The organism is Gluconobacter sp. Dm-73, assembly GCF_018256215.1.
Taxonomy (GTDB): domain Bacteria; phylum Pseudomonadota; class Alphaproteobacteria; order Acetobacterales; family Acetobacteraceae; genus Gluconobacter; species Gluconobacter cadivus.
In genome coordinates, this window is the sequence record NZ_JAERLW010000006.1 from 317,332 (window position 1) to 332,206 (window position 14,875).

Here is a 14,875-nt window from a genome sequence, read left to right on the forward strand (position 1 = left end):
CCTCAAAGACCTGCCTCACCCGAGAAAGATCCATCGGGAAGGCTTCAGATGCTTGCTTTTGCTCCGCAGGCACCCGACCATTCAGACATGAAGGGTGCATTCCACGGAACCTCGTCCAGCGACCATACCATGCCAGCCAGCATCCGTGCTGCCCTCGGCCCCACCAATACCGGCAAGACCCATTATGCCTTGACACGCATGATGGCCCATGCGTCCGGCATCATCGGCTTCCCCCTGCGCCTGCTGGCCCGGGAGAATTACGAGCGCCTCGTCAAAATCAAAGGCGAGCGCAGCGTCGCGCTCATCACGGGTGAAGAAAAAATCGTGCCCCCCGGCGCCCGCTGGTTTTCCTGCACTGTCGAAGCCATGCCGCTGGACCGCAAAGCCGAATTCATCGCCATCGACGAGATCCAGCTCGCTTCAGACCCGGATCGCGGCCACGTCTTCACGGACCGCCTGCTCCACGCCCGTGGCACCGTCGAGACGCTGTTCCTCGGCGCCGAGACCATCCGCCCGCTGCTTCAGAGACTCGTTCCGGGTATCGAGATCGACATCCGCACCCGCCTTTCCAGCCTCGCCAGCACCGGACACACGAAACTCTCCCGTCTGCCTCCACGTTCGGCCATCGTCGCCTTCTCCATGAGCGAAGTCTATGCGCTGGCCGAAGTCATCCGCAGACGCCGTGGCGGCTGTGCCGTTATCATGGGCCAACTCAGCCCTCGTACCCGAAACGCTCAGGTCGAGCTCTATCAGAACCGCGACGTGGATTATCTCGTCGCAACCGACGCCATCGGCATGGGCCTGAACATGGACGTCGATCACGTCGCCCTGGCGCAACTCAGCAAATTCGACGGCACAGTTCCTCGCCCGCTGTTCCCGCAGGAAATCGCCCAAATTGCCGGACGCGCCGGTCGCGGCATGAAAGACGGCACCTTCGGCACCACGGCCGACTGTCCGCCCATGTCCAGCGCCCTCGTCGAAGCTGTCGAGCAGCACCGCTTCGACCCGATCCAGCGCCTCTACTGGCGCAACCACGAACTCGATTTCACCAACCCGGCCAATCTGCTCAAAAGCTTGACCCGCCCGCCACCGCTGCGTGGCCTGACCGCAGGGCGCGTGGCCTCGGACGTCACCACCCTCGAATCCCTGATGCTCGACCCGGATGTCCGCGAGATCGCGAGAGGCAAACGCGCCACGACCCTGCTTTGGGACGTCTGCCAGATCCCTGATTTCCGCAAACTCGGCGATGACAGCCATACCCGGCTCTGCGCGCGCCTCTACAGCCATCTAATTAAGGACGGGTCCATTCCCGCCAACTGGATGGAAGGCCATATCCGTGGTCTGGCCAAAACCGAAGGCGATATCGACACCCTCATGCACCGCCTCACCGGTGTGCGCGTGTGTTCCTATGTCGCCGCCCGCACCGAATGGAGCCGCCATTCCGCCATATGGCAGGAGCGTGCCCGCGAAGTGGAAGACCAGCTTTCCGACGCCCTGCACGAGCGCCTCACAGCCCGCTTCGTGGACCGCCGCGCCACAACGCTTCTGCGCCGTCTGGACAGCGATGGCGACCGCACACTCTTGTCCGCCGTCAAACCCGATGGCGACGTTCTGGTAGAAGGGCACAGTATCGGACGCATCCGTGGCTTCACACTGGAAACCGACGTCGCCTCCGGCCCCGAACGCCAGATGATCCTGCGTGCCGGGCGCAAAGCCCTCATCCACGAAATCCCCCGCCGCATCCGTCTCCTACAGGACGCGCCCGACACCGCCCTTAAACTGGACGCTACCACCGGACATCTTTTCTGGGACGAAACCCCTCTGGGTCGCCTCACCGCAGGCACAGCTCTGCTGCGCCCGGCCATCCAGCTTTTTCCAGCCGAGTTCACTGATACGGTTCAGAAAACCCATGTCGAAACCCGTCTGCTGACATTTGTGGCCAACCTCATTCGAACGGATCTGAAAGCCCTTTATCGCGCCCACGCACTTGCCGAACACGAACCGGGACTGCGCGCCATTCTGCACCGTCTCATGGAAGACGGCGGCATTACCGAAACCCTGCCAGAAGATCAGGCGCTTCCTCCCGCTTTGCGCAACACACTACGGAAGCACGGAGTCGAAGTCGGACGTTTCTCGATCTTCTGCCCGGCCCTGTTCCGAAAACGCCCTCTGGATCTTCTAGGACTGCTCCACGCCCTGCATCGCCAGACGCCTCACCGTCCGACAGCGCCCGGTCGCGTCTCCCTTCCATGGCACGAGATCAGCGGGCAATTCGGCTGGATCCGTGCCGGAGAGACGGGCCTGCGCCTCGACATCGCAGAACGCTGCATCGCGGAGTTGCACCAACTCACCCGCCGCCGCGACCACACAGCACCGCCCGATCTGGCCTCCAGACTGGGCATAAAATCCGACAGCCTTCCCTCCGTCCTGAAAGGTCTGGGCATCGCGCATCAACCCGCAGAGGCTCAGTCCTCCACCCATGCCGGTCCACCACGCCCGCTCATGATCCTGAATGATCGCAAAACCCGAGCCTCCCGTCGCCCCAGAGCCGCTCAACACGGATCTGCCTCCAGGCGCCCCTCGCCTCCACGAACTGACAGCCCTTTCGCGGCCCTCGCCATCCTGAGTGAAAAAGTCCGCCCATGAGCGAAGCATATCAGCGACTGGACCAGTGGCTCTATTACGCACGCATCGCCAAGACACGTCCGCTTTGTGCGGCTATCGTCGGGAAAGGTCGCATCCGCATCAACCGGCAGCCCACAAGCAAGCCCCATGCCAAGCTTCACATCGGCGACATATTGACTTTTCCCGCAGTTTCTGGCGGAGAAGTGCGCGTGTGGCGCGTTTTGGATCTTGGTGAACGCCGCGGTCCGGCAAAAGAAGCCGCACTTCTTTACGAAGTCATCACAGAAGACGGCTGAGGATGCTTGCGTCTGACGCCAAACCTTCGCATATCATCCCGCTCGGATGAAACCGGCCGGATGCCGGACCAGCAAGACGATCGGAGACGTCAATGACCTATGTGGTCACAGAAAACTGCATTCGCTGCAAGTTCACGGATTGCGTGGAAGTCTGCCCCGTAGACTGCTTCTACGCAGGTGAAAACTTCCTTGTCATCAATCCGGACGAATGCATCGACTGCGGCGTATGTGAGCCGGAATGCCCGGCCGAAGCCATCTTCCCCGACAGCGACAACCGCGCCGCACCGTGGATCGAAGTCAATGCGAAATACTCGGCACAGTGGCCGAATATGACCCGCAAGATCGATGCCATGCCAGACGCGGAAGAATGGAAAGACAAGCCGGGCAAAGCCGCCATGTTGTCCGAAGCACCGCATCAGGGCTGATTTTCTCCGATATACCGAAGTTATCCTCACCCGGTCTCTCATGAGATCGGGTTTTTTTGTGCCACCTGCTCTGACTGGCATCCCGATCCCCACCAAGGCGTATGGCATAAAAAAAGGGCTGGTAGGATTTCTCCCACCAGCCCTTCCCACAGGTTTCGAGAGAAACCTTAGCGGGACATCATGTTGATCGCAGTGTCATGCATGATGAAGATCGTGCCGCCGATGATGACGATCACCGATGCCGCAGCAAAGATGAAGCACATCAGGTTCCAGCTCTGCTCGCTGCTGGTGTTCAGGTGGAGGAAGAACACCAGGTGAACGACGATCTGCACGACGGCAAGAAACGTCAGCGCTGCAAGCGTCATGGACGGAGGCAAAACGTGGGCCATAACAGCGGCAAAGGATGCCACCGTCAGGATCACGGCCAGAACAAAGCCGATCAGATAAGCCGAATAGGAGCCGTGGCTACTATCGTGGGCTGTATGTGCCTGAGCCATTACATCACTCCTGCGAGATAGACGAACGAAAAGACACAGATCCAGACGATGTCGAGAAAGTGCCAGAACAGGCTGAGGCAAGCCAGCTTGTTCATCATACGCTCGGACAGATCCTGCGGACCCATCATCTGAACCATCAGGACGACCATCCAGATCAGGCCACAGGTGACGTGCAGACCATGCGTTCCAACCAGCGTGAAGAACGCGGAGAGGAATGCAGAACGGTCAGGGCCATTACCTTCTGCAATCATGGAGGTGAACTCGTTCACCTCCAGACCGACGAAGGACGCGCCAAGAACGAACGTGACGGCAAGCCAGACCAGAACCATCGTCTTGTTCTTCGCCAGCGCATTCAGCGAGGCGAAGCCGTACGTGATGGACGAGAACAGCAGGATAGCCGTTTCGATCCCCACGTTCGTCAGGTCGAACAGTTCCTTGCCCGACGGGCCACCGGCATACTGGTTCCGGAGGACCGCAAAGGCAGCGAAGATCGACCCGAACAGGACACAGTCCGTCATCAGGTAGAGCCAGAAGCCGAACACGTTGGGGGTTTCGTGATGATGTTCCCCGCCGTGATCGTCGGCGTGTGCCAGAGGCGACATTGTTGCTTCGTGAGCCATAAGTCTTATGCCCCCCCTCTTACTCTGCTGCCTGCGCCGCAGCGATACGACGAGAATAGACTTCCTCGTTGTGCTCGATTTCGCTCACCGGGACGTAGTAGTCGACGTCGCGGTTTGCACTGCGCAGGATCATGGTTGCAACGATACCGATCAGGCCGATGGCAGCGAGCCACCAGATGTACCAGACCGAAGCGAAACCGAGAATGAAGCTGAACAGACCGATGAAAACACCAGCAGATGTGTTCTTCGGCATGTGGATCGGAGCCAGCGGCTTGCCGTGAGCCTTCAGGCCCAGCTGCTTCTCGGTATGGAACGTGTCGAGACCATGAATGTCAGGAATGACCGCGAAGTTATAAGCCGGCGGCGGAGAGGAAATGGACCACTCCAGCGTACGGCCGTTCCACGGATCACCCGTCAGATCGAGGTTCTCGGGCAGGTTACGGTCACGGATGGACACATAAAGCTGCGTCAGCTGGCAGACGATACCGCAGGCGATAACGATTGCACCGGCTTCAGCAACCAGCATCCACGGATACCAGTCGGGGTTGTCGTAATGGTTCATACGACGCGTCATGCCCTCGAGACCGAGGATGTAGAGCGGAACGAAGGCCAGATAGAAGCCGACGAACCAGCACCAGAACGCGCGCTTGCCCCAGGCTTCGTTCAGCTTGAAGCCAAAAGCCTTCGGGAACCAGAAACCCATGCCCGCGATGTAACCGAAATACACGCCGCCGATGATGACGTTGTGGAAGTGGGCAATCAGGAACAGGGAGTTGTGCAGGATCCAGTCAGCAGCCGGCATGGCCATCATGACACCGGTCATACCACCGATGGAGAAGGTGATCATGAAGCCCAGCGTCCAGTACATCGGAGCCGTGAATTCCACGCGGCCCTTATACATGGTGAACAGCCAGTTGAAGATCTTCACACCCGTCGGGACGGCGATGATCATCGTCATGATACCGAAGAAGGTATTGACGTTGGCACCGGCACCCATGGTGAAGAAGTGATGCACCCACACGACGAAGGAGAGCACCATGATGGAGCACGTGGCGTACACCATCGTCTTGTAACCGAAGAGCGGCTTCTGGGAGAATGTTGCTGTGACTTCGGAGAACACACCGAACGCCGGGATGACGAGGATGTAAACTTCCGGATGGCCCCAGGTCCAGATCATGCTGAGGTAAAGCATGACGTTGCCGCCGGCATCATTCGTGAAGAAGTGCATGCCGAGGTAACGGTCAAGGCTGAGCAGAGCCAGCGTAACCGTCAGAACCGGGAAGGACACCATGATCAGCACGGTCGTGCAGAATGCAGTCCAGGTGAACACCGGCATCTGCATCCAGCCCATGCCAGGAGCACGCATTTTGACGATGGTCGTGAAGAAGTTCACGCCTGTCAGCAGCGTTCCAACACCGGAGATCTGAACGGCCCAGATGTAGTAGTCAACGCCGACACCCGGGCTGAACTGCATCTCGGACAGAGGCGGGTAAACCAGCCAGCCGCACTGGGCAAACTCACCGATGAACAGCGAGATGTTGATCAGCAGGGCTCCGACCAGCGTCATGTAGAAGCTGAGCGAGTTCAGGAACGGGAACGCAACGTCACGCGCACCGATCTGAAGGGGAACCACCAGGTTCATCAGGCCCGTCATGAACGCCATCGCCATGAAGAAAATCATGATGGTGCCGTGAGCGGAGAAGACCTGATCGTAGTGATGTGGCGGCAGATAACCGGGGTTACCATTATAGGCCAGCGCAAGCTGGGTCCGCATCATGATGGCATCCGCGAAACCGCGGAACAGCATGACGATCGCCAGAATGATATACATCACTGCAAGACGCTTGTGGTCGACAGTCGTCAACCAGTCACGCCAGAGATAGCCCCATTTGCCATAATAGGTGACAGCACCCAGTACGGCGAGACCGATAACAGCAACACCAAGGAATGTACCGACAAGAATCGGCACATCCAACGGTATGGCTGAAAAGGAGAGTTTTCCGAGCATCTGTCGGTTATTCCTTCATGCCAGTGTCGGACGGTGCAGCGTTGAGAACGGACTGCATGTGCATGACCTTGCCCGTCGTCTTGTCCACCACCATGCCATTATTATACTTGGCTACGATGCCGTCGAAGAGTTCCGGCTGGACATGCGCGAAATACTGTACCGGTGCAGCTTCCTGCGGCGCAGCATATTTCGGGTATGTCGTGTCGTCGAGATTTTCGCTTCCGCTCTTCACTTTCTCAACCCAGTCGTTGAACTGAGAAGGGTCCATGGCGAGTGTGCGGAACTTCATATCCGAGAAACCGCGACCGCTGAACTGCGACGCTTCACCAAGGTAGTCCCCAGGTGAGCTTGCAATCAGATGCAGCTGCGTCTGCTGACCCGGCATGGCGTAGATCATCGAGCCCAGACGGGGGATGAAGAACGACGTCATGACGGAATCAGAGGTGATCTGGAAGTCCAGTGGCGTGTTCGTCGGCACATCCAGCTGGTTGATCGTTGCGATCCCCAGATCCGGATAAATGAACAGCCACTTCCAGTCGAGGGAAACCACCTGAACATTCAGCGGCTTGACATTGTCATCCGTCTGAAGCGGGCGGTAGGGGTCATAGGCATGCGTACTCCACCAGCTGATAGCGCCGAGGAAGGCGATCAGAATGGCGGGAACACCCCAGATGACATATTCAATTGCGGTCGAATGATCCCAGGTCGGGAGGTATTCGGCCTCTTTGTTGGAAGCACGATACTTCCACGCAAAATAAAGCGTCGCGACGCAGGTTGGAACAACAACGAGCATCATGATGACGAATTCCGCCACCATGACATCGCGGTTCATTACTGCGACCGGGCCGCGCGGCTGAAGCAGATCAACCGTACAACCCGATAGCATCAGCGCCGGCAACGCTGGGAGATATCGCCAGAGTTTTTTCATCGGTCCTGCTTTCATCATCCGTTCCGGCTTGCAGTAGTCGCCGGGAAACGGTTTGACACGATAAGGTCCGCATCAGTGCCGCCGAACGCTGCCATAGTCTGCTACCTTTCTCGTTCGTATCCTGACGTCAGGAACCGGATCAAAGATCCGATCCTGAAGTTCATTCAGCATGGGACACGGCTGTCCCGGTTCCTCAGGTTTTTTCTGCCTGAATCGCCTCAAAGACAAGGCTTATCACGGATTTCGTGAGCCTATCCCCAGCATGGACCTCAGGATGAAATGGCTGTTTTTCGCCACATTTGATCTAATTATGACTTTCATTAAATATGAACATTACAGATTTTTAATGTAAACCTCTTTAGAATTCGCGGAAATAATTCAAGACTTTATTGGTCCAAAAAGCAGAAAGGGGCGGCATCAACTGCCGCCCCTTTCCCGATATCCAGTATCGTCCAGACAATACTGTCAGTCGCTGTTACCTGAACGCACGCCCATGAACTGGATGAGAAACTGGAACAGGTTCACGAAATTGAGATACATCGTCAGAGCATCATAGACACTCAGCTTCGCTACTTCTTCCGGACCAGCATAAGCCATGTATTGCTGATATGTGATCTTGATCCGCTGCGTGTCATAGGCTGCAAGCACGGTGAAAAGACCCACGCCTATTACAGAAACAAGCATGGCCAGCGGAGAACTGTGCAGGAAAATGTTCACCACCGAAGCCAGAACGATACCGATCAGGCCCATGAACAGGAACGAACCGAGTCGAGCGAGATTGGCACCGGTCGTGTATCCCCACAGCGACATTCCGGCGAATGTAATGGCCGTCACGAAGAACGTCCGGGCTACGGAAACGCCCGTATAGCTCAACAGAATGCTGGCCATGCTGGCGCCCATCGCGGCGCTGAACAGCAGGAAAATCCCCTGCACAGCAGGACGGGAGAGACGGTTAACGCCGAAAGACAGAACCATCACGAACACGAGCGGTGCGAAAATACTGATACCACCCAGAAGGGTCGGTCGCAGGACGATTGCACCATTCGGCATTTCAGCCAGATGGAAGAACAGAGCGCGCAGGGATGTCTGTGCGACGCCGTAGGCGACCACTCCCGTGATCACCAGACCAAGCGCCATCCAGTTGAAGACCCGGCACATATAAGCGCGAAGTCCGGCGTCAAGACTGCCGGCTCCGGCCTGCACACCGGCTCTGCTGAAGTTGGAATTAAAAGCCATGACACCTTTTCCAATGAGATGCCCTTTTAAAAAGGGCGCTTGACGAACCAGGGAGGGCCGTCCGTACACTCCACCTGAATGTGGGAGTTTTGCCGGAGGGGTCAAGAATACTCCGCCGTCCCTTACTTATTTTTCATGGGAAACGCGCCTCTTGAGACTTTTTGTCGCACTCGACCTTCCTGTCGACATCCGAGAAACGCTGGCGCTGATGCGCGGTTCCATGCCCGGCGTGCAATGGGTTCCTGCCCAAAACCACCACATCACGCTTCGCTTCATCGGGGAAATCACGGACAGACACAGAATGGAGGAAATTGACCTTGCCCTCTCCCGTCTGGCCTGGAAGCCCTTTGATCTGTCGCTCGCACAGGCCGATATCCGCGAGGGCCTCAATGCCGACAGCCTTCTGATCGGGGTTGAGCGAACGCCACAACTTGAAGCGCTCCAGTCTCAGGTCGAAAGTGTCCTTCGCCGTGCCGGATGTCCTCCCGCGAAGCGACGCTTCCAGCCAGCCGTCACGCTGGGGCATTTCTCCTCCAGCCAGCGGGCGGATGCCATTCAGTGGGTCCAGAGACACAATCTCTTTCGCAGCAAACCGATGTCTGTAGAGCACGTTACGCTTTTCGAAAGTCTGCGCAGCCTTGGAGAGCATGTCTATGTTCCCAGAGCCGAATATGCGTGGCAGCCAGAGATGCCGCTGACTCCTGAGGAAGAATGACCCGATCCATCCCCTCCCCTGAGGAGCGTCTTGACGCCCTCCTCAGGGAAGTCCGCGCCTGCCGCGTCTGTGAGAAACACCTGCCTTTGGGGGCTCGCCCTCTGGTCCACGCCTCCGCGACTTCCAGAATTCTGATTGCAAGTCAGGCACCGGGCACCAAGGCCCATATTGCAGGAAAATCGTTTTTCGACCCGTCCGGCAATCGGCTCCGAAGCTGGCTCGATATCCCGGAAGACATTTTTTACGACACCCGGCATGTCGCTATTCTGCCAATGGGCTTGTGCTATCCCGGACGTATGCCTCAGGGCGGCGACAAACCGCCGCGCCCTGAATGCGCCCCTCTATGGCGGCAACGTATCCTGTCGCTCCTGCCTGATATCCGCCTGACACTTCTCGTGGGCATCTATTCCCAGAACCACGTTCTGGGGCGTGGTTCAGTCACGGAGCGAGTCAGGAACTTCAGGGATTACCTGCCTGAGTATTTTCCCTTGCCCCATCCGTCATGGCGGACCGGGGTTTGGGAAAAGAAAGCGCCATGGTTTCAGGAAGAGGTCATCCCTGCCCTGCGAGCGCGCGTTCATGCGCTGCTTGCCGAGCGCTGATTTTCAGGCGGCTTTAGCCTGCCTGAAAGCCTCGACCAGAAACCCCTCGACGCCGGAGGAGAGAATCTGAATCCCGATCGCCAGCAGGATCAGGGCGGCAAGACGGCTGACAATCCGCGCACCGGTCACACCCAGCATCGCCACGACACGCTCGGCATAGGCGTAAACGATGGCCACAACGACGGCCATGGTCGTCGCCGCAGCGGAAACGCCCAGATAGTAATCTGCTGTTGGCATATGGGGGGGCGTGGACGAACTCAGGGCGATGGCGACGGAAATACTTCCCGGCCCCACCGTGAACGGCATTGCCAGTGGAAAGAACGCCCGCTCCCGCAGATCTGGTGTGGTTACTGTGCGGCCACCCTGAAGCGCCTGCTTTTCCTTGCGCGCCTCGGACGTTTCGGGCTGCAACAACATCACCCATGCCCGGGAAGCCACGACAAGACCGCCAGTAATCCGCAGGGCATTAATGGAAATACCGAAAAAACCGAGAATCCAGCTTCCAAACCAGATGGACACTAGCATGATGCCCAGCGAATTCAACGCCACCTGACGCGCGAGTTCCACAACTTCGCGGCGCTCGCGCCCCTCCGTTGCCTGCGCGAAAATCAACGAGGCCCCGAGCGGATTAATGATCGAAAACAGTGCGGGAAAGGCAATCAGCCAGCTGCTGAGCGTATTCCCCAGCCCGGGCGCCAGACTCATGAGCCTGTTGCAGCCTGTGGCTGGCGCTTGCGTGCCAAACGTTCCTCACCCTTCAGAAAAGCCCGCAGCATCCGATAGTCCTCGGAAAAACAGCATACCGTCCCGGCTGTCCTGTCTGGACAGACCGTCAGTCCCAGATCGTTATAAACGGCCATCAGGGACTGGCCAACCTGTATGAAAGCGAGCTTGCAGCCTTCCTGCAACGCCAGATCCCGCAACCGCCAGATGGCAGCCACACAGTTCCGTTCGGAGCCCGCGGGATCGCCCAGCCCGATAATGAACTGCCCCGTCCGCAGGAACGGGATGGCCGCACGCCCAGCTTCATCCAACAGCAACCCTGTCGGACGGCGTGCGCCCAGTTGAGGGAGCGCATGGGCCAGGCTGTGGTAGCGGCAGGCGTTTTCGGCCGTCCAGGCTTCGAAGCGGATCCGCGTCCGGCGCATTCCGCGCCACAGAACGTAGAATCCGCACAATGCCGAAAAACCCAGAAACCAGCGCCCGACAGCCGTGTGGGCATCATAGATCATGGAGCGCCACCAGATCGGCCCCAGATGCCGCTGCACCGCAACCCAGCCCACCCCCATGAGCCCCAGTCCCCACAGCGAGAGTGGCGCAAGCGTGGCTGGCGTCAGAGGGGCGGTCAAAAGATGTGCCCGGCGATAATAGCAGTTCCGAAACGGCAACAGCAGCAGCATCACGAGCGCTATGACAACCGGTCCTTCCCACGGTGCATGACGCAGGATCAGCAGCAGAACCGCCGCCCCCAGCATCCCGAGGGAAAATTTCCAGGCCAATGCCACGCGCTGTGACAGCCCCCAGGAAAGCGCCGCAAGCCCGACACCAACCACCGTCAGCAGAAGATCCGCAATCTGAGACACCGCCGCCCAAAAGGAGGTCTGCACAGGCGGCAGGTCTGCCACCAACGCATAGAGCAGCAACAGAAGTCCGACGACAGCCTGCACACTCGTCGCCACCGCCACGGAAAAATCCGCTTCCGATTCACGAATGACCTGACTGGGCCTGACCCTGCGCGAGGTCTGCCCCGCCGAGACCAGAGCCTGTTCGCCACGCAGGAACAGCTCATGCCCCGCGAACATCAGGCCTGCAATCAGAAGAGGGATGATGTAATAGAAAAGCCGGAATACGAGGATCGCGCCCATGATCTGCGACGTTGGCAGATAAGCCTGCAACGCCAGCAGCATGGCACCATCGAAAACGCCTAAGCCTCCCGGAACGCTCGCCATCAGCCCGGCCGTATAAGAGGCCAGATAGATCGCCAGAAAGGTCCCGAACCCGAAATGGGCTTCCGGCGGTAGAGGCGGCAGCACGCAATACGCAATGAGCGCCGTTGCCGCCATGTCCGCCGCACTGACGGCGATCTGTGCAATCGCAATTCCCGGCCCCGGAAGTTCAATCTCATACTTCCAGACACGCACATGCTTGCGGACGCGCGAGACCAACACATAGGCCAGCAACACAGCCCACAAGCCGAGGCCAACAAATCTCAGCAGAAACGTCGGCAGATGCATCAGAACCGGCACCGCGTGCGGTTCGATAATCAGAATTCCACCGATCAGCGCCATCGTACCGAGCAGATAGGTCGCGGAGCAGAAAGCAATGATCTGCGCAATTGCACCCGGCGCCACACCCCAACTCCGGTACAGCCGGAACCGCACCGCTGCCCCTGAAATCGCCGCACAGCCCAGATTGTGGGACAGCACATAGGAGCAGAACGCCGCAAAAGCGGAGCGCTGATACGACACGTCCGCCCGGACATGCAGACACGCGAGCCTGTCGTAGAACGACAGGATAAAATACGACAAAACCGTCGCCGCCCCGCCGGCCATCAGCGCAGAGTTCGGGATGGCGCTCAGGCTCGTGGTAATGTCATGCAGCGAAAGATGTCGCAGTTCGCGCCAGATAACGACCACAGCCGCCACCAGCAGAACCAGCCCCACAAGAGCGGGCGCGCGCGACAGGAGAACCTGCCAGCGTCGCTTCGACGGACTGGCCTCCTCACACCCGCAATCCACGGGATCCGCCTCCACCAATGCACAGATCTCGCCCTTCACAGACGAAGCCTGAACATCGGGCGACCGGAACTCCGGTCTTTTATCTTTGGGCGCGCCCACGGCTCAGCCCTGTACAGGCTCTTCAACAGGCCGCGCGAGAGCTTCCCGGATCAGGCCAACCGTCTCCGGCAGCCCGAACAGGGACGCAAAAATCCCGAAACGCGGCCCTTCGGTCTGCCCCAGCAGAACCTCATACAGGCACCCGAACCACGACCGCAGTTCAGACTTCTCGAAATACCGTTTGCCGACTTCGAACACGACATCCTGCACGTCGCCCGGCGGCGTTTCCGGCGCGAGCTTTGCCAGTTCGTCCGCAAGATCGACCAAGCCCTTGCGCTCGGTTTCGGTCGGCGCACGATAGGTCTTGTTCGGGTAGACCTGTTCCTGAAAATACGTCAGCGCACAGCGTACGAGACGGTCCACATACGGATGCGTCTCGGGCGACAGTGTCGGATCGTAGCGACGCAGGAACTTCCACAACGTCTCCGGCTTGTCGGCATTGGCCACGTTCGCAAGGTTCAGCAACGCCGTATACGAGACCGGGCTGGTGTCTTCCGGGCGAATTGTTCCGCCATGAATGAACCACACCGGATTAGCCATCAGTTCCGGCCCTTCCTGCGTTTCGGCCTTCTGCACGAGCGTCAGGTAATCATCCGTCGCACGCGGAATGACATCGAAAAACAAACGCTTGGCCCGCGTCGGCTGCTGGAACATATACTGCCCCAGACTTTCCGGCGTGCCATAGCGCAGCCATTCCTCGACCGACAGGCCATTGCCCTTGGACTTGCTGATCTTCTGCCCCTGCGCATCAAGGAACAGTTCGTAGGTCAGACCCGCAGGCGGTTCCTTGCCCAGAATACGGCAGATCTTCGAGGACAGCTTCACACTGTCGATCAGATCCTTGCCGGACATTTCATAATCCACGCCCAGTGCATACCAGCGCATGGCCCAGTCGGCCTTCCACTGCATCTTGGCATGACCACCCAGAACGGATGTCTCGAACGTCTTGCCGGATTCGTCCTTCCAGACAACGATCCCGGCATCCGGATCAACTTTGATGATCGGCACCTGCATGACCTGCCCGGTCTCAGGATGGATCGGCAGAACCGGGGAGTAGGTCGCCCGACGCTCCGTACCAAGCGTCGGAATAATGGTCGCGACGACTTCGTCATGGACTTCAAGCATCCGGCGTAGCGCCGCATCGAATGTGCCGTTGGTGTAATACTGTGTGGCGGAGGCGAACTCGTATTCAAAACCGAAACTGTCGAGGAACTGGCGCAGACGCGCATTATTATGCGCGGCAAAGCTCTCATACTCGCCAAACGGATCGGGCACCCGCGTCAGCGGCAGGCCGATATGCTTTGCCAGAAGTTCCTGCTGCGGCACATTGGTTGGCACCTTGCGCAGCGCATCCATGTCGTCAGAAAACGCGAGCAGGCGGGTCGGACGGCCGGTCAGCGCCTCATAGGCCTGACGCACCCAGGTCGTCCGTGCCACTTCGCCGAACGTACCGATATGCGGCAAGCCCGACGGACCATAGCCCGTTTCCAGAAGAGCGGGAGCCTGTTCCGAAGCATCTGATGCGCGCGCGTCCATGCGCGCGGTGATTTTTCGCGCCTCTTCAAACGGCCATGCTTTCGGAAGCGGCGCGTCAGGAGAGAGGGACGGGGCGATAGGTGTCTTGGATTTCTGCATGATTACAGGAAAAAGTAGGGAGACACATCTTCCCGGTCAAGCAATACGACACATTCCCGTTTCACTCTGACCAATCCTTCACATTACGAAATATTTCAGTAACTTTTTTGCTCGACCCAACCCCTTGCAGACAGCCAGCTTTCACGTTCCGTTCGCAAAACCCGCAAAACATCCTCGCCGGAATTTTTCCTTCCCGCTACACTGGCCACAATGCCCCGCGCCCCCACCTTCCTGTCGCCATTCGACGCTCCGGCCCTCGTCGCCCGTCGTGGCCTGTCCTCCCTCCTGACCCCGGATGGCGAACTGCTGGATCTGACAGCGGAAGACGCGCGCGATCGCCTGACACAACTTCCGCCGCCCCTTCTGGTCCACGGCCCCGCCGCCCTGCGCGCCCTAGACCTCACTCCGCTATCCCAGCCTGTGCCGTGGTTTGACCTGCTGGACCTGTTCC

14 protein-coding genes are annotated in these 14,875 nt (G+C 58.7%); 6 read left to right on the top strand and 8 right to left on the bottom strand.

Annotated elements, in window-relative coordinates; genetic code table 11:
• Positions 1 to 48: 48 nt before the first annotated feature.
• The 3 genes from JK176_RS08755 to fdxA all read left to right on the top strand — a co-directional run bounded on the left by JK176_RS08755 (position 49) and on the right by fdxA (position 3,346).
• Complete coding sequence (locus JK176_RS08755; RefSeq protein WP_249194345.1) at positions 49 to 2,646, top strand: helicase-related protein; 2,598 nt, start codon at positions 49 to 51, stop codon at positions 2,644 to 2,646.
• Positions 2,643 to 2,921: an RNA-binding S4 domain-containing protein gene (locus tag JK176_RS08760; RefSeq protein WP_099285253.1), complete on the top strand. Its 279-nt coding sequence runs from the start codon at positions 2,643 to 2,645 to the stop codon at positions 2,919 to 2,921. Before JK176_RS08755 ends, JK176_RS08760 begins: the two co-directional genes overlap by 4 nt.
• 92 nt (positions 2,922 to 3,013) lie before the next feature.
• A complete protein-coding gene (fdxA, locus tag JK176_RS08765) occupies positions 3,014 to 3,346 on the top strand; it encodes a ferredoxin FdxA (protein WP_099285255.1) in 333 nt (110 codons plus the stop codon).
• Positions 3,347 to 3,513: 167 nt separating this feature from the next.
• Here fdxA and cyoD read toward each other — a convergent pair whose 3' ends face one another.
• From cyoD to JK176_RS08790, 5 genes are all read right to left on the bottom strand, one after another.
• Positions 3,514 to 3,843, bottom strand: coding sequence for a cytochrome o ubiquinol oxidase subunit IV (cyoD, locus tag JK176_RS08770; protein ID WP_194261494.1), 330 nt, complete (start codon positions 3,841 to 3,843; stop codon positions 3,514 to 3,516).
• Entirely contained in the window at positions 3,843 to 4,463 is a 621-nt protein-coding gene (gene cyoC, locus JK176_RS08775) for a cytochrome o ubiquinol oxidase subunit III (RefSeq protein WP_062030824.1), read from the bottom strand. Before cyoC ends, cyoD begins: the two co-directional genes overlap by 1 nt.
• Positions 4,464 to 4,482: 19 nt before the next feature.
• Complete coding sequence (gene cyoB / locus JK176_RS08780; protein ID WP_194261495.1) at positions 4,483 to 6,471, bottom strand: cytochrome o ubiquinol oxidase subunit I; 1,989 nt, start codon at positions 6,469 to 6,471, stop codon at positions 4,483 to 4,485.
• A gap of 7 nt (positions 6,472 to 6,478) precedes the next feature.
• On the bottom strand, positions 6,479 to 7,417 hold the full coding sequence (gene cyoA / locus JK176_RS08785; RefSeq protein WP_211587480.1) for a ubiquinol oxidase subunit II: 939 nt from the start codon (positions 7,415 to 7,417) through the stop codon (positions 6,479 to 6,481).
• Between the two features lie 447 nt (positions 7,418 to 7,864).
• On the bottom strand, positions 7,865 to 8,635 hold the full coding sequence (locus tag JK176_RS08790; protein WP_194266516.1) for a Bax inhibitor-1/YccA family protein: 771 nt from the start codon (positions 8,633 to 8,635) through the stop codon (positions 7,865 to 7,867).
• Between the two features lie 151 nt (positions 8,636 to 8,786).
• Between JK176_RS08790 and thpR the strand changes: the two genes are divergently transcribed.
• Positions 8,787 to 9,350 carry an RNA 2',3'-cyclic phosphodiesterase gene (gene thpR, locus JK176_RS08795; protein WP_194261498.1) on the top strand — a complete coding sequence of 188 codons (564 nt, stop codon included), beginning with the start codon at positions 8,787 to 8,789 and terminating at the stop codon, positions 9,348 to 9,350.
• Positions 9,347 to 9,952: a uracil-DNA glycosylase family protein gene (locus tag JK176_RS08800; protein ID WP_211587481.1), complete on the top strand. Its 606-nt coding sequence runs from the start codon at positions 9,347 to 9,349 to the stop codon at positions 9,950 to 9,952. The genes thpR and JK176_RS08800 overlap by 4 nt, the downstream gene beginning before the upstream one ends.
• Positions 9,953 to 9,955: 3 nt before the next feature.
• Here JK176_RS08800 and JK176_RS08805 read toward each other — a convergent pair whose 3' ends face one another.
• The 3 genes from JK176_RS08805 to JK176_RS08815 form a co-directional block, all read right to left on the bottom strand.
• The gene (locus tag JK176_RS08805) at positions 9,956 to 10,657 is read right to left on the bottom strand and encodes a MarC family protein (protein WP_099285269.1); all 702 of its coding nucleotides are present in this window, start codon (positions 10,655 to 10,657) and stop codon (positions 9,956 to 9,958) included.
• Positions 10,654 to 12,705 carry a lysylphosphatidylglycerol synthase domain-containing protein gene (locus tag JK176_RS08810; protein ID WP_408874188.1) on the bottom strand — a complete coding sequence of 684 codons (2,052 nt, stop codon included), beginning with the start codon at positions 12,703 to 12,705 and terminating at the stop codon, positions 10,654 to 10,656. Before JK176_RS08810 ends, JK176_RS08805 begins: the two co-directional genes overlap by 4 nt.
• An 87-nt stretch (positions 12,706 to 12,792) precedes the next feature.
• Complete coding sequence (locus JK176_RS08815; protein ID WP_211587482.1) at positions 12,793 to 14,424, bottom strand: lysine--tRNA ligase; 1,632 nt, start codon at positions 14,422 to 14,424, stop codon at positions 12,793 to 12,795.
• 210 nt (positions 14,425 to 14,634) lie between these two features.
• Between JK176_RS08815 and JK176_RS08820 the strand changes: the two genes are divergently transcribed.
• On the top strand, positions 14,635 to 14,875 hold a 241-nt coding region (locus JK176_RS08820; protein WP_211587483.1), incomplete at its 3' end, for a hypothetical protein.